This window comes from Micromonospora sp. DH13 (genome assembly GCF_020873825.1).
Taxonomy (GTDB): domain Bacteria; phylum Actinomycetota; class Actinomycetes; order Mycobacteriales; family Micromonosporaceae; genus Micromonospora; species Micromonospora haikouensis.
The window spans coordinates 135,202-152,398 of record NZ_JAHWGR010000015.1 but is presented as its reverse complement, the minus strand read 5'-3'; the positions used below and the strand labels follow the sequence as shown (position 1 = coordinate 152,398).

18 protein-coding genes are annotated in these 17,197 nt (G+C 71.7%); 1 reads left to right on the top strand and 17 read right to left on the bottom strand.

The window, feature by feature from the left end; genetic code table 11:
- Positions 1-173: 173 nt before the first annotated feature.
- From LPA42_RS17125 to glyA, 13 genes are all read right to left on the bottom strand, one after another.
- On the bottom strand, positions 174-629 hold the full coding sequence (locus tag LPA42_RS17125) for a DUF2550 domain-containing protein (protein WP_043966062.1): 456 nt from the start codon (positions 627-629) through the stop codon (positions 174-176).
- A 12-nt stretch (positions 630-641) separates the two neighbouring features.
- Positions 642-926, bottom strand: a complete 285-nt coding sequence (locus LPA42_RS17120; protein WP_077938542.1) for a F0F1 ATP synthase subunit epsilon — start codon at positions 924-926, stop codon at positions 642-644.
- Positions 927-1,027: 101 nt separating this feature from the next.
- The gene (locus tag LPA42_RS17115) at positions 1,028-2,173 is read right to left on the bottom strand and encodes an LCP family protein (RefSeq protein ID WP_077938541.1); all 1,146 of its coding nucleotides are present in this window, start codon (positions 2,171-2,173) and stop codon (positions 1,028-1,030) included.
- Positions 2,174-2,386: 213 nt separating this feature from the next.
- Positions 2,387-3,823, bottom strand: a complete 1,437-nt coding sequence (atpD, locus tag LPA42_RS17110) for a F0F1 ATP synthase subunit beta (protein ID WP_077938540.1) — start codon at positions 3,821-3,823, stop codon at positions 2,387-2,389.
- On the bottom strand, positions 3,823-4,752 hold the full coding sequence (locus LPA42_RS17105) for a F0F1 ATP synthase subunit gamma (protein ID WP_077938539.1): 930 nt from the start codon (positions 4,750-4,752) through the stop codon (positions 3,823-3,825). The genes atpD and LPA42_RS17105 overlap by 1 nt, the downstream gene beginning before the upstream one ends.
- A gap of 9 nt (positions 4,753-4,761) precedes the next feature.
- Positions 4,762-6,402, bottom strand: a complete 1,641-nt coding sequence (gene atpA, locus LPA42_RS17100) for a F0F1 ATP synthase subunit alpha (RefSeq protein ID WP_077938538.1) — start codon at positions 6,400-6,402, stop codon at positions 4,762-4,764.
- 103 nt (positions 6,403-6,505) lie between these two features.
- Entirely contained in the window at positions 6,506-7,327 is an 822-nt protein-coding gene (locus tag LPA42_RS17095; RefSeq protein WP_077938537.1) for a F0F1 ATP synthase subunit delta, read from the bottom strand.
- Complete coding sequence (locus LPA42_RS17090) at positions 7,327-7,866, bottom strand: F0F1 ATP synthase subunit B (protein ID WP_043966052.1); 540 nt, start codon at positions 7,864-7,866, stop codon at positions 7,327-7,329. Before LPA42_RS17090 ends, LPA42_RS17095 begins: the two co-directional genes overlap by 1 nt.
- A gap of 30 nt (positions 7,867-7,896) precedes the next feature.
- A complete protein-coding gene (locus tag LPA42_RS17085; protein WP_043966050.1) occupies positions 7,897-8,130 on the bottom strand; it encodes an ATP synthase F0 subunit C in 234 nt (77 codons plus the stop codon).
- Positions 8,131-8,197: 67 nt separating this feature from the next.
- On the bottom strand, positions 8,198-8,995 hold the full coding sequence (gene atpB / locus LPA42_RS17080; RefSeq protein WP_007072697.1) for a F0F1 ATP synthase subunit A: 798 nt from the start codon (positions 8,993-8,995) through the stop codon (positions 8,198-8,200).
- 11 nt (positions 8,996-9,006) lie between these two features.
- The gene (locus LPA42_RS17075; protein ID WP_074472880.1) at positions 9,007-9,243 is read right to left on the bottom strand and encodes an AtpZ/AtpI family protein; all 237 of its coding nucleotides are present in this window, start codon (positions 9,241-9,243) and stop codon (positions 9,007-9,009) included.
- 181 nt (positions 9,244-9,424) lie between these two features.
- On the bottom strand, positions 9,425-9,856 hold the full coding sequence (locus tag LPA42_RS17070; protein WP_077938536.1) for a hypothetical protein: 432 nt from the start codon (positions 9,854-9,856) through the stop codon (positions 9,425-9,427).
- Entirely contained in the window at positions 9,849-11,138 is a 1,290-nt protein-coding gene (glyA, locus tag LPA42_RS17065; protein ID WP_198956635.1) for a serine hydroxymethyltransferase, read from the bottom strand. The genes LPA42_RS17070 and glyA overlap by 8 nt, the downstream gene beginning before the upstream one ends.
- A gap of 35 nt (positions 11,139-11,173) precedes the next feature.
- On the opposite strand from glyA, the gene LPA42_RS17060 reads away from it, so the two are divergent.
- Positions 11,174-12,673, top strand: coding sequence for an SDR family oxidoreductase (locus LPA42_RS17060; protein ID WP_077938534.1), 1,500 nt, complete (start codon positions 11,174-11,176; stop codon positions 12,671-12,673).
- A gap of 106 nt (positions 12,674-12,779) precedes the next feature.
- On the opposite strand, the gene LPA42_RS17055 is transcribed toward LPA42_RS17060, so the two are convergent.
- The 4 genes from LPA42_RS17055 to LPA42_RS17040 form a co-directional block, all read right to left on the bottom strand.
- Positions 12,780-13,409, bottom strand: coding sequence for a dihydrofolate reductase family protein (locus tag LPA42_RS17055; RefSeq protein ID WP_077938533.1), 630 nt, complete (start codon positions 13,407-13,409; stop codon positions 12,780-12,782).
- Positions 13,410-13,496: 87 nt separating this feature from the next.
- Entirely contained in the window at positions 13,497-15,617 is a 2,121-nt protein-coding gene (locus LPA42_RS17050) for a transglycosylase domain-containing protein (RefSeq protein WP_077938532.1), read from the bottom strand.
- Between the two features lie 184 nt (positions 15,618-15,801).
- A complete protein-coding gene (locus tag LPA42_RS17045) occupies positions 15,802-16,413 on the bottom strand; it encodes a phosphotyrosine protein phosphatase (protein WP_077938531.1) in 612 nt (203 codons plus the stop codon).
- Positions 16,414-17,064: an L-threonylcarbamoyladenylate synthase gene (locus tag LPA42_RS17040; protein WP_043966036.1), complete on the bottom strand. Its 651-nt coding sequence runs from the start codon at positions 17,062-17,064 to the stop codon at positions 16,414-16,416.
- Positions 17,065-17,197 lie beyond the last annotated feature (133 nt).

The following is a 17,197-nucleotide window of genomic DNA, read 5'->3' as shown; positions in this document are numbered from 1 at the left end:
AGCGCCGCCGAGCCCAAGGCAAAACCGACCGAGAGATCAAACGCTGCCTCAAACGCTACATCGCCCGAGACCTCTACCGACGCCTCGAAACCCCACCCCCACCACTTGACGCGGCATAGGAGCGTCCGCCCGGAGCGGGTGGGCTCCCCGGAAACCCCGGAGAGCGGGACGCGTCAGGCGGCGGGCCAGTCCTGGGGGGCCAGACGCGGCGAGGCCGCCCCGGGCGGGGCGGCCTCTAGCCAGGACAGGAATCCCGTGACGGTGGAGCGGGCCATAGCGATCTCCACCGGCACGTGGCGACTGGCACAGCGCAGGATCACCCAGTCGGCGGGCATGGAGAGGCGTTCCTGCCCCTCGGGCAGCCGGCGGCGTTCCACGACCAGCGTCTTGCGGGAGAGCACCCGCTTGGGGCGCAGGGCGAAGCTGAACATCCGGTACCACCGGAGTTCGTCACCGGCGAACCGACCGAAACCGGGCGACCAGCCCCGCCCGTCGAGCACGGTGGTCACCCGGACGCTGAGCCGGATGATCCCGCCGCTGCGGGTGACCAGCGCGCGCCGGAGGAAGAGGACGAACAGGGCCACGAGCACCGCGGCGACGCCGATTCCGATCCCTTCCACGATCTCCATCGGCGGGACGGCTCAGCGGCTCTGCGCGGCGGAAACCGGAGTGGCGCTCTCGGCCAGCACGGTGACGCCCTCGCGGCTCACCGAGAGGAAGCCACCGGCCACCTCGTACGAGACCTGCTCGCCGCCGGGAAGCTTGATGCGGACCTGGCCGGGCTCGGCGAGCTGCCCCAGCAGGGGCGCGTGCCCCGGCAGCACACCCAGCTCACCCTCGGTCGTGCGGGCGACGACCATCTCGGCCTCGCCGGACCAGACCTTCTCCTCGACGGCTACGAGCTCGACGTGAAGCTGCTGTGCCACGCTGTCTCCTTGCTGCGGCGGCGGATTGCCGAAAGTCTAGTCGCGCCCGTCGCGGGCCCCCAACGCGGGTGGCGTAAGCTGCGCCACCCGCCGGGGAAACGCTACTTCGTCTTGTTCCGGAAGTCCGGATGCTCCAGCAGGAAGGCGTCGAGCTGTTCCTTCTTCAGGGCGGTGAAGAAGTCCTCGGCCTCGGGCCGCAGCCGCTCCCCCCGGTACGCCGACCCGGTGCCGATGTTCTCCCCCGGCAACTTGATCAGCTCGACGTTGTTCGAGCGGATGCCCTTGAGGGCGATCGCGAAGTCGACCACGCTGCTGCCCCGGCCGTTGAAGATCAGCGACTGCCCGGCGGCCCGGATCACCCGGTCCAGCTTGATCGGGTTGGTCACCACGTCGGCGCTGAACGCCTGGTCGACCATCGCCTTGATGAACTGCTGCTGGTGCCGCTGCCGGCCGTAGTCGGCGTCCGGGACGCCGTTCTTCGGGTACCGCTGCCGGACGTAGTCCAGCGCCTGCCAGCCGCTGAGGTGCTGGTTGCCCTTCTTGTAGACCGCCTGCGGGCCGATGTAGCCCTCGCCGTACGGGTTGCCCTTGCGGTGCACCCCGCTCGGCTCGCGGTGCTCGGAGCGCACCTCGCGCTCGATGTACATGTCGACGCCGCCCATCGCGTCGACGATCTTCTGGAAGCCGGTGAAGTTGATGATCGCGCCCGCGTCGAAGCGGTCGATCCCGGTGACCTGCTGCACGGTCTTGGCCAGCAGCTCGAAGCCCCGGGCCGCGTCGGGATTCTGCCCCGGCACCCGGCTGCCGTACGACATGGCGGCGTTGAGCTTGTCGGTGCCGCCGTTGAAGTCCGCCTTGCTGAACCTCGGGATCTCGACCCGCAGGTCCCGGGGCAGGGAGAAGAGGTACGCCCGGTCCAGCTCGGCCGGGATGTGCAGCACCATGATCGAGTCGGCCAGCGGCGGGGTCTTCACGTCGCGCGGGTCGATGCCGACCAGCAGGATGTTGAGCGGGCCCTTGATGTCGCTCTTGCGCTCCTGGGCGCCGGCGGCCTGGTCGCCGAACAGGTCGCCCTTGCCCACCGCGCCCTCGTAGCGGGCCATCAGCGCCTCGTAGCCGACCAGCACCGCGCCGCTGAGCAGCATGAGCACCGACCCGAAGACGGTGCACACCCGGGCCCAGCGGGGGACCCGCGACCACGCCGACGGTTTCTTCCTGCCGCCCTTGCCGGCCTTACCCACGAGCATCTCCGTTCGTCACGCCCACGACTTGGAGACGGGCGTACGCAGCCGAAAAGTTGCAACGATGTTCACTCGTCCGGGGGACGGCGTGAATCGACGGTACCTCGCGTTCGACGGAGCCGCCGATCAGCAACCGGACAGCGGAGATCATAGGGCCTGTAGATGAACGAGGGCCGCCCCGGATGTTTCCGGGACGGCCCTCGACAGTGTGACGTGCGTCTAGCTCTTCATCAGCTCCGCGGCCTTGCGCTCCAGGTCCTCCAGGCCACCGCACATGAAGAAGGCCTGCTCGGGGAAGTGGTCGTACTCACCCTCGCTGATCTTCTTGAACGCCTCGATGGTCTCGGCGATCGGGACCGTCGAGCCCGGCACGCCGGTGAACTGCTCGGCGGCGTAGGTGTTCTGCGACAGGAAGCGCTCGATGCGCCGCGCGCGCTGCACGGTGATCTTGTCTTCCTCGGAGAGCTCCTCGATGCCGAGGATGGCGATGATGTCCTGCAGGTCCTTGTACTTCTGCAGGATCCGCTTGACCTCGGTGGCCACCGCGAAGTGCTCGGCGCCGACGAACTCCGGGGCGAGGATCCGGGACGAGGACGCCAGCGGGTCCACGGCCGGGTAGATGCCCTTGTCGGAGATCGACCGCTCCAGGTTGGTGGTCGCGTCGAGGTGGGCGAACGTGGTGGCCGGGGCGGGGTCGGTGTAGTCGTCCGCCGGCACGTAGATCGCCTGGAGCGAGGTGATGGCCTGGCCCCGGACGGAGGTGATCCGCTCCTGGAGCTCGCCCATCTCGTCGGCCAGGGTCGGCTGGTAACCCACGGCGCTCGGCATCCGGCCCAGCAGGGTGGACACCTCGGAACCGGCCTGGGTGAAGCGGAAGATGTTGTCGATGAAGAGCAGCACCTCCTGCTTCTTCACGTCGCGGAAGTACTCCGCCATGGTCAGCGCGGACAGGGCGACGCGCAGCCGGGTGCCCGGCGGCTCGTCCATCTGGCCGTAGACCAGCGCGGTCTTGTCGATGACGCCGGACTCGGTCATCTCGGCGATGAGGTCGTTGCCCTCACGGGTGCGCTCACCCACGCCGGCGAACACCGACGTACCACCGAAGTTCCGGGCCACCCGGGTGATCATCTCCTGGATGAGCACCGTCTTGCCCACGCCCGCGCCGCCGAACAGGCCGATCTTGCCGCCCTTGACGTACGGGGCGAGCAGGTCGATGACCTTGATGCCGGTCTCCAGCATCTCGGTCTTCGGCTCCAGGTCCGCGAAGGCCGGGGCCTTGCGGTGGATGCCCCAGTGGTCGTCGGGGCTGAGCGACTCACCCTCGGTGAGGTTGAGGCACTCGCCGATGGCGTTGAAGACGTGGCCCTTGACGGTGTCGCCCACCGGCACGGTGATCGGCGAGCCGGTGTCGCGCACCTCGGCGCCGCGCACCAGGCCGTCGGTCGGCTGCATCGAGATGGCGCGGATCAGGTTGTCGCCCAGGTGCTGGGCGACCTCCAGGGTCAGCGTCTTCTCGCCGCCGGAGAGGCTCACCTCGACGTTCAGGGCGTTGAACAGGGTCGGCATGGCGTCGCGCGGGAACTCGGCGTCGACGACCGGGCCGATGACCCGGACCACGCGACCGGTGGCCGTCTTGGTCTGTACTGGGGCAGTCATCACACTTCACTTCCCGACGCGGCGAGCGCGTTCGCGCCGCCGACGATCTCGCTGATCTCCTGGGTGATCCCGGCCTGGCGGGCCGAGTTCATCTCACGCGTGTACTTCTCGATCATCTCTTCGGCGTTGTCGGTGGCGCTCTTCATCGCCCGCCGACGCGACGCCGACTCGCTCGCCGCCGACTCCAGCAACGCCGCGTAGATCCGCGTGTTGATGTACTTCGGCAGGAGCGCGTCGAGCAGCGCCTCCGCCTCCGGCTCGAACTCGTACGCCGGGAGCAGGCCCTCGGACTTGGGCCGGTCCTCGACCTGCATCGGGCCGATGACCTTGGCCACCGGGGTCTGGGTCATCAGGGAGTGGAACTCGGTGTAGACGATGTGCAGCTCGTCGATCCCGCGCACCCCGTCCGGCCCGGCGGAGCCGTCCGTGTCGTCCGCGCCGGCGGTGAACGCCTTGATCAGCGTCTCACCGACCTCGCGGGCGTCGGCGAACGTCGGCTGCTCCGAGAAGCCCGTCCAGTTCGCCTCGATCGGCCAGTCCCGGAACCGGTAGAACCCGACGCCCTTGCGGCCGATGACGTAGAGCACGGGCTCCTTGCCCTCGTCCCGCAGCCGGGCGATCAGCGACTGCGCGGTCTTGATCGCGTTGGAGCTGTAACCGCCGGCCAGGCCCCGGTCGGCGGTTACCAGCAGGACGCCGGCCCGGCGCACCCGCTCGCGCGGGGTGAGCAGCGGGTGGTCGATCCGGGCGTTGGACGCCAGCGCGGTGAGCACGCCGGTGATGGCCTGGGCGTACGGCAGGGACGCCTGCACCCGGGCCTGGGCCTTGGCGATCCGGCTCGTCGCCACGAGCTCCATCGCCTTGGTGATCTTCTTCATCCCCTTCGCCGAGCGAATCCGTTGACGAAGAACGCGTACCTGGGCCGCCATGAGTCAGCCCTACTGCTTCTCGGCGTTGTCGCGGTAGCGGGTCACCGTCTCGCGGTTCTCGTCGCCCTCCAGCGGGGCGGCGGGGGCCTCGTTGATCCGGGGCGCGTCCTCCTTGCCCAGGAACGTCTGCTTGAAGCTCGCGATGGCCTGGTCGAGGGAGGAAATCACCTCGTCGTTCCACTTGTTGTCGGCGATCGCCGCGAGGGTGCCCTCGTGCTTGTGCCGCAGGTACTGGAGGAACTCGGCCTCGAACCGGCGGATCTCGCCGACGGGGATGTCGTCGAGCTTGCCCTCGGTGCCGGCCCAGACGGACACGGTCTGCTCCTGCACCGGGAACGGCGAGTAGTTCGGCTGCTTGAGCAGCTCGACCAGGCGGGAGCCGCGCTCCAGCTGGGCCCGGGAGGCCTTGTCCAGGTCGGAGGCGAAGGCGGCGAACGCCTCCAGCTCGCGGAACTGGGCCAGGTTGAGCCGGAGCGAGCCGGCGACCTTCTTCATCGGCTTCATCTGGGCGGCGCCGCCGACCCGGGAGACCGAGGTGCCGACGTTGATGGCCGGCCGGACGCCCTGGTTGAACAGGTCCGTCTCCAGGAAGATCTGGCCGTCGGTGATGGAGATGACGTTCGTCGGGATGAAGGCCGAGATGTCGTTGGCCTTCGTCTCGATGATCGGCAGGCCGGTCATCGAGCCGCCGCCCAGCTCGTCGGAGAGCTTCGCGCAGCGCTCCAGCAGGCGGGAGTGCAGGTAGAAGACGTCACCCGGGTACGCCTCGCGGCCCGGCGGGCGGCGCAGCAGCAGCGACACGGCCCGGTACGCCTCGGCCTGCTTGCTCAGGTCGTCGAAGACGATGAGAACGTGCTTGCCGCCGTACATCCAGTGCTGACCGATGGACGAGCCGGTGTAGGGCGCCAGGTACTTGAAGCCGGCCGGGTCGGACGCCGGCGAGGCCACGATGGTGGTGTACTCCATCGCGCCCGCCTCCTCCAGGATGCCCTTGATCGAGGCGATCGTGGAGGCCTTCTGGCCGATGGCGACGTAGATGCAGCGGACCTGCTTCTTCGGGTCGCCGGAGCGCCAGTTGTCCCGCTGGTTGAGGATGGTGTCCAGCGCGACCGTGGTCTTGCCGGTCTTGCGGTCGCCGATGATCAGCTGCCGCTGGCCCCGGCCGACCGGGGTCATGGCGTCGATCGCCTTGATACCGGTCTGCAGCGGCTCGTCGACGGACTGCCGGGACATCACGTTCGGGGCCTGGAGCTCCAGCTCGCGGAAGCCCTCGTTGGCGATGTCGCCGAGGCCGTCGATCGGCTGGCCGAGCGGGTTGACCACGCGGCCGAGGAAGGCGTCGCCGACCGGCACCGAGAGCACCCGGCCGGTGCGCTTGACGCGCTGGCCCTCTTCGAGCTTGGCGGAGTCACCGAGAACGACGACGCCGATCTCCCGGACGTCGAGGTTCAGCGCCAGGCCGAGCGTGCCGTCCTCGAACTCCAGGAGCTCGTTGGTCATGGTCGAGGGCAGGCCCTCGACGTGGGCGATGCCGTCGCCGGTGTCGGCGACGGTGCCGACCTCCTCGCGGGAGACGTCGGGCGAGTAGGAGGAGACGTAGCGCTCCAGCGCGCCGCGGATCTCCTCCGTCGAGATGGTCAGCTCGGCCATCCTCTGCTTCCTTAAGTATCAGGGGCCCGGGGATACCTAGTACCGACCGGTCCGAATGGCGTCTGTCAATCCAGGCGTTCGCGGTGCGCCAGCGGGATGCCGGTCAGCGCGTCACGAGCGCGTTGCGGGTCTCGTTGAGGCGGCGCAGGACGGTGCCGTCGTACAGGTCGGACCCGACCCGGACGCTGACGCCGCCGAGGACCGAGGGGTCGACCGTCTGCTTGACGGAGACCTCCCGACCGTACATCGCGGAGAGGCGGGCACCGAGCCGGCGCTCGTCCTCGTCGCTCAACGGGGCCGCCACGGTCACGTACGCGACCTGCCGGTCCCGCCGGTCGGCGGTCAGCTCGACCAGCCGGGTCAGCGAGCCGGTGAAGGAGCGCCCACCGAACCCGTTCAGCGCCACCTCGACGAGGCGGACGGTGACCGGTCGGGCCTTGCCGGCGAGCAGCTCGCGGGCCAGCTCGGCCCGCCGCTCGGCCGGGCCGACCGGGTCGGACAGCGCCGCCGACAGCGCGGGCTGGCCGGCGACCACCTGGCCGAAGCGGAACAGCTCGTCCTCGACCTCGCCCAGGTCACCGGCGGCGTCGGCGCTGGCCAGCAGCGCCTCCACGCCGAGACGCTCGGCACCGTCGAGCAGCTCCGACGGCGCCGACCACCGGCCGGAGACCAGCCCGGTGAGCAGGTCGAGCGCGTCCGCGCCGACCTTGCCCCGGAGCATGTCCCCCAGCAGCCCGGCGCGGTCCGCGCCCGGCCGGGCCGGGTCGGACAGCGCCCGGCGCAGCCGCGGCTCGCGCCGCAGCAGGCCGGCGACGGCGAGCAGGTCGTCGGCGGTGGCGGCCACCGCCGACGGCTCCGCACCCCGCGCGTACGCCGCCAGGCGCTCGGTCGCGGCCTGGTACGACTCCCGGCTGGCGGCCTGCATCAGCGGGCCCCCGCGCTCTCGAGGTCGCTGAGGAAGCGGTCGACGGTGCCCTTGCGGCGGGCCTCGTCGGCCAGCGACTCACCGACGATCTTGCTGGCCAGGTCGACCGCGATCGTGCCGACCTCCGTGCGCAGCTCGCGCACGATGGTGGCCCGCTCGGCGGCGAGCTGCTCCTTGCCGGCCGCGATGATGCGGTCGGACTCCTCCCGCGCCTTGGCGAGGATGTCCTGCCGGATGCCCTCCGCGTCGGCCCGGGCGTCGTCCCGGATCTTCGCGGCGTCGGTGCGCGCCTCGGCGAGCTGCGCGCGGTATTGCTCGAGGAGCTGGTTGGCCTCGGCCTGGGCGGCCTCGGCGCGCTTGATGCCACCCTCGATCGCGTCGACCCGGGCCTGGAACGTCTGCTCCATGCGCGGGAAGACGAACTTCATCAGCACGATGCAGAGCAGGATGAAGGCGATGCCACCGACCACGATCTCCTGCCAGATCGGGATGATCGGGTTGTGCGTCGACTCACCACCCTCTGCGGCGAGCAGGTACATGGGAGACCTCCCGGTCAAAGGGGGGCGGGTTTAGAGCTGGCCCTGCCAGATGAAGCCGAAGGCGATGCCGAGCAGCGCGAGCGCCTCGATGACGGCGAAGCCGATCCAGACGTACGGCAGGGTCATCCGGGACGACTCCGGCTGCCGGGCGGTCGACTGGATGTAGGCGGCGAAGACCAGGCCGACACCGATGCCCGGGCCGATGGCCGCGAGACCGTAGCCGATGGCGGCGGTGCTGCCCTCTACCGCGGCGTAGATGTCCATTAGTGGGTTCCTCCTGGTTATCACGCGTGACTCTCACGCGGGACGACAACGGGTGGTACGAGGTGGATCAGTGCTCGTCGGCGAGCGCGCCCTGGACGTAGCTGGCGGTGAGCACCGTGAAGACGTATGCCTGCAGGCAGATGACCAGGAACTCGAGGAAGGTGAGCGCGATGGTCATCACCCAGGACAGCACCGAGACCGGGGCCAGCCAGGCGTTGGCGCTGAGCATCGCGAACCCGCCGAGCGTGAAGACCAGCAGGAGCATGTGGCCGGCGAACATGTTCGCGAAGAGACGGACGGCCAGCGAGAACGGCCGGACCAGGAAGGTCGAGAAGAACTCGATCGGGATCAGCAGCGGCAGGATGTACCACGGCGCCGGCGGGATCAGGGAGTTCTTGACGAACTTGCCGAACCCGTGGTGCCGGATGCCCACCCAGATGAACATCACGTAGCTGATCACGGCGAGGAAGGCCGGGAAGGCGATGTGCGAGTTCGGCGAGATCTGGAACAGCGGCACGATCGCGAAGAAGTTCGTCAGCAGGATGAAGCAGAACAGCGTCGTGAAGTACGGCGCGAACCGCACCCCCGCGTGCCCGATCATCTCGACGGCGATGTTGTTGCGCACGAAGCCGTAGATGGACTCGGCGAGCCACTGCTTCTTCGTCGGCACCAACTGCGGCTTCCGGTAGGTCGCCAGGAAGAAGATGATCAGGACGCCGACGGCGATCCAGACCATGGCCGTGATCTTGGTGAACCAGTAGGAGTCGTGCGCACCCCAGGGCAGGATGCTGGGCAGGTAGAAGTCCTCCACGCTGGGTGGGAATGCCGCCTGGCCCGCTGCCAGGACGTTCGCCTGTCCGAACACCGCGTCCCTTCCTAAGTAGGCGTGCCGAGTCGGCGGACGACCAGGATGATCCCCCCGGCCATGCCGAGCACGACGCCGATCCCGGTGGCGATGCCGCCGGTGTCGAGCCACTGGTCGACCAGCCAGCCGATGAAACCCCAGACGAGCATGCCCCCGATGAGATACGAGAGCGCGGTCCAACCCTGGCCGGCACCGGTCGGAATGTCGTCCGGGCCGCCGCTGGGTCGGGGGTTTTGGTCACCAGCCATGACGGGGCGAACGATATCAGTCGGAGAAACGAGGCTGTGCCTCACCCCCCGCACAACCGTGGTTGTGTGGGCGTCGGGCGGGCGCGTCGTCTGTGGGCACGCTACTCCCCTCGCGCCACCGAATGAATGACCGGTGTCGGACACAATCGCGCGTCGTACCGAAACGTGGGACGCTGGGGGCTCAGCCCCTGGTCCGGCGCGCGTGCACCGTGCTGAGCCACCAGATGTGCGCGCCGGTCCAGACGACCACGCCGACGGCGATGCCGAGGCACAGCGGGACGACCCCCGCCCAGCCCGTCGAGGCGACCGCCACCATCACGCCACCCAGGAGGGTGAACTTCGCGACGTACAGACCCACCCCGAACGGCAGCACGAGCTGCGGGTTGCGCGCGTCCGCCCAGGCCAGAACCACGGTGGTGAGGACGTAGCTGGCCACGGTGACGGCGACACCGGCCGCCACGCCGAGCGCCGCGTCGGCCCCGCCGAGGACCCCGCCGGCCGCCGCGCCCAGCGCCGCCACCCCGGCGGAGACGGCCACCAGCACCGGCAGGTGGCGCAGCCGCCAGCCCCGGTCGTCCGCCGCCGGCTCCGCGGCCACCCCGGGCTCAGCCACGGGGGTACGCCGGGAAGGCGGCGACCAGCTCGGCCACGTCGGCGGCGACGCGGGTGAGGGCGTCGGCTCCCCCGGGCTCGCCCGGATCGGTGCGCACCGCGCGGGCGATCAGCGCCGCGACCCGGCGCATCTCCTCCTCGCCCATGCCCTGTGTGGTGACGCTGGGCGTGCCCACCCGGATGCCCGACGCGACCATCGGCGGCTGCGGGTCGTACGGGATGGCGTTCTTGTTCAGGGTGACGGCGGCGGCGTCGCAGCGCGCCTCGGCCTCGGCCCCGCTCACCCCGGCGGCACGCAGGTCGAGCAGCGCGAGGTGGGTGTCGGTGCCGCCGGAGACCGGCCGCATCCCCTCGGCCGCGAGCCCGGCGGCGAGCGCGCGGGCGTTGGCGACCACCTGCGCGGCGTACGCCCGGAACTCGGGCTGGGCGGCCTCGCGCAGGGCCACCGCCTTGGCCGCGACGGCGTGCATCAGCGGCCCGCCCTGGGTGAACGGGAAGACGGCCTTGTCGATGCGCTGGGCCAGCGACTCCCGGCACAGGATCATGCCGCCGCGCGGGCCGCGCAGCACCTTGTGGGTGGTGGCGCAGACGACGTCGGCATGGGGCACCGGCGAGGGCACGGCCCGGCCGGCGACCAGGCCGATGAAGTGCGCGGCGTCCACCATCAGGTACGCGCCCACCTCGTCGGCGATCTCCCGGAACCGGGCGAAGTCGATCAGGCGGGGGTACGCCGTCGCCCCGCAGATGATCATCTTGGGCCGGTGGGCGCGGGCGAGGTCCCGCACCTCGTCGTAGTCGATCAGCTCGGTGTCCTTGCGCACGCGGTAGCCGACCGTGTGGAACCACTTGCCGGAGAAGTTCACCCGGCTGCCGTGGGTCAGGTGACCGCCGTGCGGCAGGTCCATCGCCAGCACCGTGTCCCCCGGCTGCACCAGCGCGGCGTACGCGGCCAGGTTGGCGCTCGCCCCCGAGTGCGGCTGGAGGTTGGCGTGCTCGGCGTCGAACAGCTCCTTCGCCCGGGCGACGCCGATCTCCTCGGCCCGGTCCACCTCGGCGCAGCCGCCGTAGTAGCGCCGGCCCGGATACCCCTCGGCGTACTTGTTGGTCAGCGTCGAGCCGAGCGCCGCCAGCACCGCCGGGGAGGTCAGGTTCTCGCTGGCGATCAGTTGCAGGCCGCCGCGCAGCCGGTCCAGCTCGCCGAGCACCACCCCGGCGATCTCCGGATCGGTGGCGCTGAGCTGCTCGAAGTCCGGCCCCCAGAAGGTGCTCCTCGCGTTCTCCACAGCGAACGAGTCTACGGAGCCGCACACTGGAGGCCGTGAGATGCCTCGTCACCGGCGCGACCGGATACATCGGCGGACGGCTCGCGCCCCTGCTGCTCGCCGAGGGACACCAGGTGCGCTGCCTGGCCCGGCACGCCGGTCGGCTGCGCGACGTGCCGTGGGCGGCGCGGGCCGAGATCGCCGAGGGCGACCTGCGCCGGCCGGAGACCCTGCCGGCCGCGTTCGCGGACGTGGACGTCGCCTACTACCTGGTGCACTCGCTCGGGCAGGCCGGCTTCGAGGCCGCCGACCGGGAGGCGGCGGTCGCCTTCGCCGACGCGGCGCGCGCCGCGGGCGTACGCCGGATCGTCTACCTCGGCGGCCCCGAACCGAAGGGCGACGACGGCCTCCCGTCGGCGCACCTGCGGTCCCGGGCCGAGGTCGGCCGGATCCTGCTCGACAGCGGGGTGCCCACGGCGGTGCTCCGCGCGGCGATCATCATCGGGTCCGGCTCGGCGTCGTTCGAGATGCTGCGCCATCTCACCGAGCGGCTGCCCGCCATGGTCACCCCGCGCTGGGTGCGCAACCGGATCCAGCCGATCGCCGTGCGGGACGTGCTGCACTACCTGGTCGGCTGCGCCGCGCTGCCGCCGCAGGTCAACCGGGCGTTCGACATCGGCGGCCCCGACGTGCTCACCTTCGGCGACATGATGCAGCGCTACGCCCGGGTCGCCGGGCTGCGCCGGCGGCTCATCCTGCCGGTCCGGCCGCTGACCCCGTCGCTGTCGTCGCACTGGGTCGGCCTGATCACCCCCGTGCCCAACGCGATCGCCCGGCCGCTGGTCGAGAGCCTGGTCCACGAGGCGGTCGCCCACGAGCACGACATCGCGGCGTACGTCCCGGACCCGCCCGGCGGGCTGACCGGCTTCGACCGGGCGGTCGAGCTGGCGCTCGCGCGGGTCCGCGACGCGCAGGTGGAGACCCGCTGGTCCACCGCGAGCGGGCCGGACGCCCCGGCCGAGCCGCTGCCCAGCGACCCGAAGTGGTCCGGCGGCACCGCCTACACGGACATGCGGGAGCGGGCCGTACGCGCCCCGGCCGACGCGCTGTGGCGGGTGATCGAGGGCGTCGGCGGCGAGAACGGCTGGTACTCGTTCCCGCTCGCCTGGGCGGTGCGCGGCTGGCTGGACCGGCTGGCCGGCGGGGTGGGGCTGCGCCGGGGCCGGCGCGACCCGCACCGGCTGCGGGTCGGCGAGGCGCTGGACTTCTGGCGGGTCGAGGAGATCGTCCCGGGCGAAGTGCTGCGGCTGCGCGCCGAGATGCGGCTGCCCGGCCGGGCCTGGCTGGAGATGCGCGCCGAGCCGGCCGGGGACGGCACCAGCCGGTACGTCCAGCGCGCGGTCTTCCTGCCGAGGGGCCTGCCCGGGCACGCGTACTGGGGCGCGGTGTTGCCCTTCCACGCGATCGTCTTCGGCGGCATGGCGAGGAACATCGCCCGCGGTGCGGAAGCCCTCCCGTCGGCGGCCGCCGCCCCCTCGCGCGCTGTGGGCAGCTGAACGGTGGGCTACGTCGTACGGCCGACGCAGGAAGATCGTTTGTCGCCTACCGGCATCCCGCCCGGCATGTCGCGCCGGTAGGCAGCAAACGATCGAGGGGACTGCTTCAGCCGCGATCGGGTGCGCTCATGTCGCCCGTTGCCGGCGTGCCTTCGGCGAGCCCGTAGCGCAGGTAGACGGTGCCCTTCGGATTGGCCACCGGCGGTTCGAGGAGGGTGACGTTGGTGGGCACCGCGCCGCCGTCGAACACCTTCTTTCCGACGCCGAGCGTGATCGGATACACCCAGAGGTCGAGCCGGTCGAAGAGCTTCTCGCGCAGGAGGGTCTGCACCAGGTTGAGGCTCCCGACGACCTTCACGTGCTCGTGCCGGTCCCGGACCTCGCGTACGGCGTCGGCGAGGTCCGGGCCGAGCTGGGTGGACCCGGCCCAGGAGAGTTCGGGCCGGCCACGGGAGGCCACGTACTTCGGGACGCTGTTGAAGAGCGCCGCGATCTCGTTGTCCGCGCCGCCTGCCTGGTGCGGCCAGTACGCGGCGAAGATGTCGTACGTGCGCCGGCCGAGCAGGAGGGCGTCCGTGCCCTCGTACGCGGCGAGGACCTGCGCCCCGGTGACCTCGTCCAGCAGGGGTGCCTGCCAGCCGCCGAACGGGAACCTCTCCGGGTCCTCGCCGGGGCCGCCGGGTGCCTGCCCGACGAGGTCCAGCGTCACGAACAGCTCGAGGTGGATGACGCCCATGCTCAACTCCTGACGATGCCGGTTGTCGCGGTCGGCCGATAGACCTGCGGCGACCGGCAGACTCATCGGTTGCCGGGCGGCGGGCGGTCAGTTGCCGGCGCGGGGGGCCGTGGCGTGCCGGGCCACCGACTCGCTCGGCGGGACGAAGTCGCGCACCGGCTGGCCCTGGAGGGTGTCGTAGAGGGTGCGGCCCACCAGGTCGACCAGTCGGGCCTGGACCTCCCGGCCCACCGCGTCGCGGGGATCGTCCGGGTTCGCGGCGATCGAGGCGACGGCGAGCTGCGGGGTGAACGCGACGACGGTCTCCGTGCCGTTCCCCTCCGAGCTGCCGGTCTTGCCGGCCACCGGTCGACCCAGCCGGCCGCGCAGGTCCTGGGCGGTGCCGCCGGCGCAGCCGCCGTACATCGACTGGTCGCCGACGGGGCACCGGGCCGCGTCGGCCGCGCCCCGGGCCACGTCCGTGTCGACCACCTGGCGGCAGTCCGGGCGGCCGGCGGCGACCTCCCGCCCGGCGGCGTCGAGGATCCGCACCACCGGCGTGGGCGCGCACCACATCCCCTCGGCGGCCACCGCCGCGTACGCCCCGGCGAGGTCGAGCGGGGTGGTGGCGGCGACGCCCAGCGTGAACGGGCCCCAGTCCCGCGCGCCGTAGCGGGCCATCTTCGCGTCGGACTCGGCGCGCAGCCGGATGCCGAGCCGCTCGGCCATCTCCACCACCCGGTCCGCGCCGACCCGCTCGGTCAGCCAGGCGAAGTAGGTGTTCACCGACCGGCCGAACGCGTCCCACATGGTCCGGTAGCCGTCCATCCCGACGGGGTCGGCGTTGACCGGGCACCAGCGGCCCCGGCAGTCGGCGGGGCCGCCCGTCACGGGGAAGCGGGTGACGATGCGGGGCGGGGCGTCGAAGAGGGTGTCCAGGGGCAGGCCCGCCTCCAGCGCGGCGAGCACCGCGAAGATCTTGAACGTCGACCCGGCCTGGTACCCGGTGATGGCCCCGCCCCCGGCGACGAGCTGGTTGACGGTGTTCGGCCGGTTGCGCCACCCCTGCGGGTTCTCCTCGACGCTGTAGTTGCGGTTCACCGCGAGGGCGAGCACGCGGCCCGTGCCGGGCTGCACCACGGCGGTCGGCGCGGCACGGGGGTCGTCGACGTCGTAGACGTCGAGCACCTGCTCGGTGGCGGTCCGCTGCACGGCAGGGTCGAGCGAGGTGACGATCCGGAAACCGCCCCGGCGCAGGGTGCGCTGCCGCTCGTCGGCGGTGGCGCCGAACGCCGGCTGCTCGCTCCACCAGCGGGTGAACCAGTCGCAGAAGAAGCCCCAGTCGTTGTGTTCCTGCGGGACCGCCGTGCAGTCGTTCGGCGTGGCGCTGGGCTTCAGCTTGAGCGGCTCGGCCTTCGCCGCCTCGGCCGCCTCGGGCGTGACCTGACCGGTCTCGACCATCCGGTCCAGCACGTACGCCCGGCGGGCCAGCGCCGCGTCGGCGTCGCCGTTGATCGGGTCGTCGGTGTCCGGCGAGCGGACCAGCCCGGCCAGCAGGGCCGACTCGGCCAGGGTGAGCTTCGCCGGCGACTTCGAGAAGTAGCGCTTGCTGGCGGCGCCCACCCCGTACGCGCCGGCGCCGAAGTAGGCGATGTTGAGGTAGCCGGCGAGGATCTGGTCCTTGCTCAGCTCGCGCTCGACCGCCAGGGCGTACCGCATTTCCTTGACCTTGCGGGTGAGGGTGACCTCGGTGGCCTTGGCCCGCTGCTCCTCGGTGAGGTTGGGGTCGCCGGCGAGCACGTTGCGCACGTACTGCATGGTCAGGGTCGACGCGCCCTGCCGGGGCGCGCCGTCGCGCCGGTTGGCGGTGAACGCCCGGATGACACCGCGTGGGTCCACGCCCTTGTGCTCGTAGAAGCGGACGTCCTCGGCGGCGACGACGGCCTGGCGCATGGCCGGCGCCACCTGGGCCAGCGGCACGTCGACCCGGTCCTCGGTGTAGAAGGACGTGATCAGGGTGCGGCCGTCGTTGGCGTAGAGGGTGGACCGTTGCGCCGTGGGCGGCGTGAGCAGCGACGCCGGCAGCTCCGACCACGGCTCGGTGATCCCCCGGACGCCGATCCCGAAGACCAGGGCGGCCGGCAGCGCCGCCACGGCGAGCGCCAGCCCGGCGAGCACGCCGGCGAGCACGATGGTCATGAGCTTGTGGAGACGACGGGCCCGGATCATCAGCTCTCCCCGCAGGAGCCGGTCAGGTGCGGACCCGTTCAGAATGACCCGGACAGCGGCGAACCCCGCCGCTTTTCCCCAAAGGGGTACGAATTTCGCGAGAAAGACACGCGACGCGCCGTCGCCGGCGGCTGGCCGACGACGGCCGCGCCGCCTCAGGGCCGCAGGCTCCCCCGCAGCCGCCTCAGGGCAGCAGCGCGGCGGCCAGCGGGTGGACGGTCTCCTCGATCTCGTCGGCGACGCGGCTGAAGCACTGGTCGCCACGCCCCCACGGGTCGTCGAGGTCGTCGGTGTGCAGCGGGGTCGCGCCCTCCCGGGCAGCGTGCACGGCGGCGACCAGGGCCACGCCCCGGGCGTACACGGCGTCGCCGGTGGCGTCGGCCGGGGGCAGCCCGGCGGCGTCCACGGCCGCCAGCAGCCGGCCGAACTCACCGAGCACGAACGTGCGGGACGCGGCGTCGGGGCGCAGCGCCACCACGTACTCCTGCTGGTCGGCGGTGGCGGTGAGCACCAGGTCGGCCGCGTCGATGAGGTCGGAACGCAGCTTGCGGGCAGCGAAGCCGGCCACGTCGCCGCCCCGGGCGGTCACCTGACGGGCGGCGGGCGGGTTCATCTCCTCCCCCGCGTGCCAGCCGCCGGTGCCGGCGCTGTGGCTGTGCAGCAGCGCGTCGGCGTCGGCCGGGTCGCCGCCACGCCGCGTCAGCCGCTCGCGGACGGCCAGCGCCAGCAGCCGCTCCGCCATCGGCGAGCGGCAGATGTTTCCCATGCAGACGTGCAGGACAGTGAACGGCGGCACTCAGCCCACCCGGCTCTCGACGAGGTCCGGCACGACGTCGCGCAACTGCTCCACCGGGATCGCCCCGGCCCGCACCAGCGTCGGCGCCTCGCCGGTGAGGTCGACGATGGTGCTCGGCACCGGATCGGGGCACTCCCCCGCCTCCAGGTAGGCGCGCACCGTGTAGCCGAGCTGCTCCCGGGCCGCCTCGGCGGTCACCGCCGCCGGCTGGCCCACCTTGTTGGCCGACGCCACCGCCATCGGGCCGGTCTCGCGCAGCACCTCCAGGGCGACCGGGTGCAGCGGCATCCGCACCGCGACCACGCCGCTGCCGGTCTCGTCGCCGAGGTCCCACGACAGGCTCGGCGAGTGCTCCACGATGATCGTGAGCGCGCCCGGCCAGAACGCCTCGACCAGGTCGCGGGCCGACCGGGGCAGCGTGAAGACCAGGCCGTCGAGGGTGTGCCGGGACCCGATCAGCACCGGGGGCGCCTGCCGGGTGCCACCCTTGGCGTCCGAGAGCGCCTTCACCGCGTACGGGGTGAACGCGTCCGCGCCGATCCCGTAGACCGTGTCCGTCGGCAGGACGACCAACTCGCCGTTCTTGACGGCCTCGATGGCAGCGGCGATGCCGCGGTCCCGGTCGGCGAGCGACCGACAGTCGTAGAGCATCACGAGAAGTCAGTCTGCCACGCCCCGGCCCGGTCGGCGTCCTCGGCGTGAGCGGGTCCCACAGGTCCGGATGCGGCCTCCTCCGGCGGGGCGCGGCGGGCGGGCGGTCACCGGCGGCGGAGGGTCACCGACG

Excerpts from the sequence above, each read along its gene's own strand:
- LPA42_RS17055 (WP_077938533.1), bottom strand. The coding sequence starts at position 13,409 with ATGGGCGTCATCCACCTCGAGCTGTTCGTGACGCTGGACCTCGTCGGG.
- LPA42_RS17040 (WP_043966036.1), bottom strand. The coding sequence starts at position 17,064 with ATGCTCTACGACTGTCGGTCGCTCGCCGACCGGGACCGCGGCATCGCC.
- LPA42_RS17090 (WP_043966052.1), bottom strand. The coding sequence starts at position 7,866 with ATGTACCTGCTCGCCGCAGAGGGTGGTGAGTCGACGCACAACCCGATC.
- LPA42_RS17125 (WP_043966062.1), bottom strand. The coding sequence starts at position 629 with ATGGAGATCGTGGAAGGGATCGGAATCGGCGTCGCCGCGGTGCTCGTG.
- LPA42_RS17115 (WP_077938541.1), bottom strand. The coding sequence starts at position 2,173 with ATGCTCGTGGGTAAGGCCGGCAAGGGCGGCAGGAAGAAACCGTCGGCG.
- LPA42_RS17050 (WP_077938532.1), bottom strand. The coding sequence starts at position 15,617 with ATGATCCGGGCCCGTCGTCTCCACAAGCTCATGACCATCGTGCTCGCC.
- LPA42_RS17105 (WP_077938539.1), bottom strand. The coding sequence starts at position 4,752 with ATGGCGGCCCAGGTACGCGTTCTTCGTCAACGGATTCGCTCGGCGAAG.
- LPA42_RS17075 (WP_074472880.1), bottom strand. The coding sequence starts at position 9,243 with ATGGCTGGTGACCAAAACCCCCGACCCAGCGGCGGCCCGGACGACATT.
- atpD (WP_077938540.1), bottom strand. The coding sequence starts at position 3,823 with ATGACTGCCCCAGTACAGACCAAGACGGCCACCGGTCGCGTGGTCCGG.
- LPA42_RS17095 (WP_077938537.1), bottom strand. The coding sequence starts at position 7,327 with ATGCAGGCCGCCAGCCGGGAGTCGTACCAGGCCGCGACCGAGCGCCTG.
- LPA42_RS17085 (WP_043966050.1), bottom strand. The coding sequence starts at position 8,130 with ATGGACATCTACGCCGCGGTAGAGGGCAGCACCGCCGCCATCGGCTAC.
- atpA (WP_077938538.1), bottom strand. The coding sequence starts at position 6,402 with ATGGCCGAGCTGACCATCTCGACGGAGGAGATCCGCGGCGCGCTGGAG.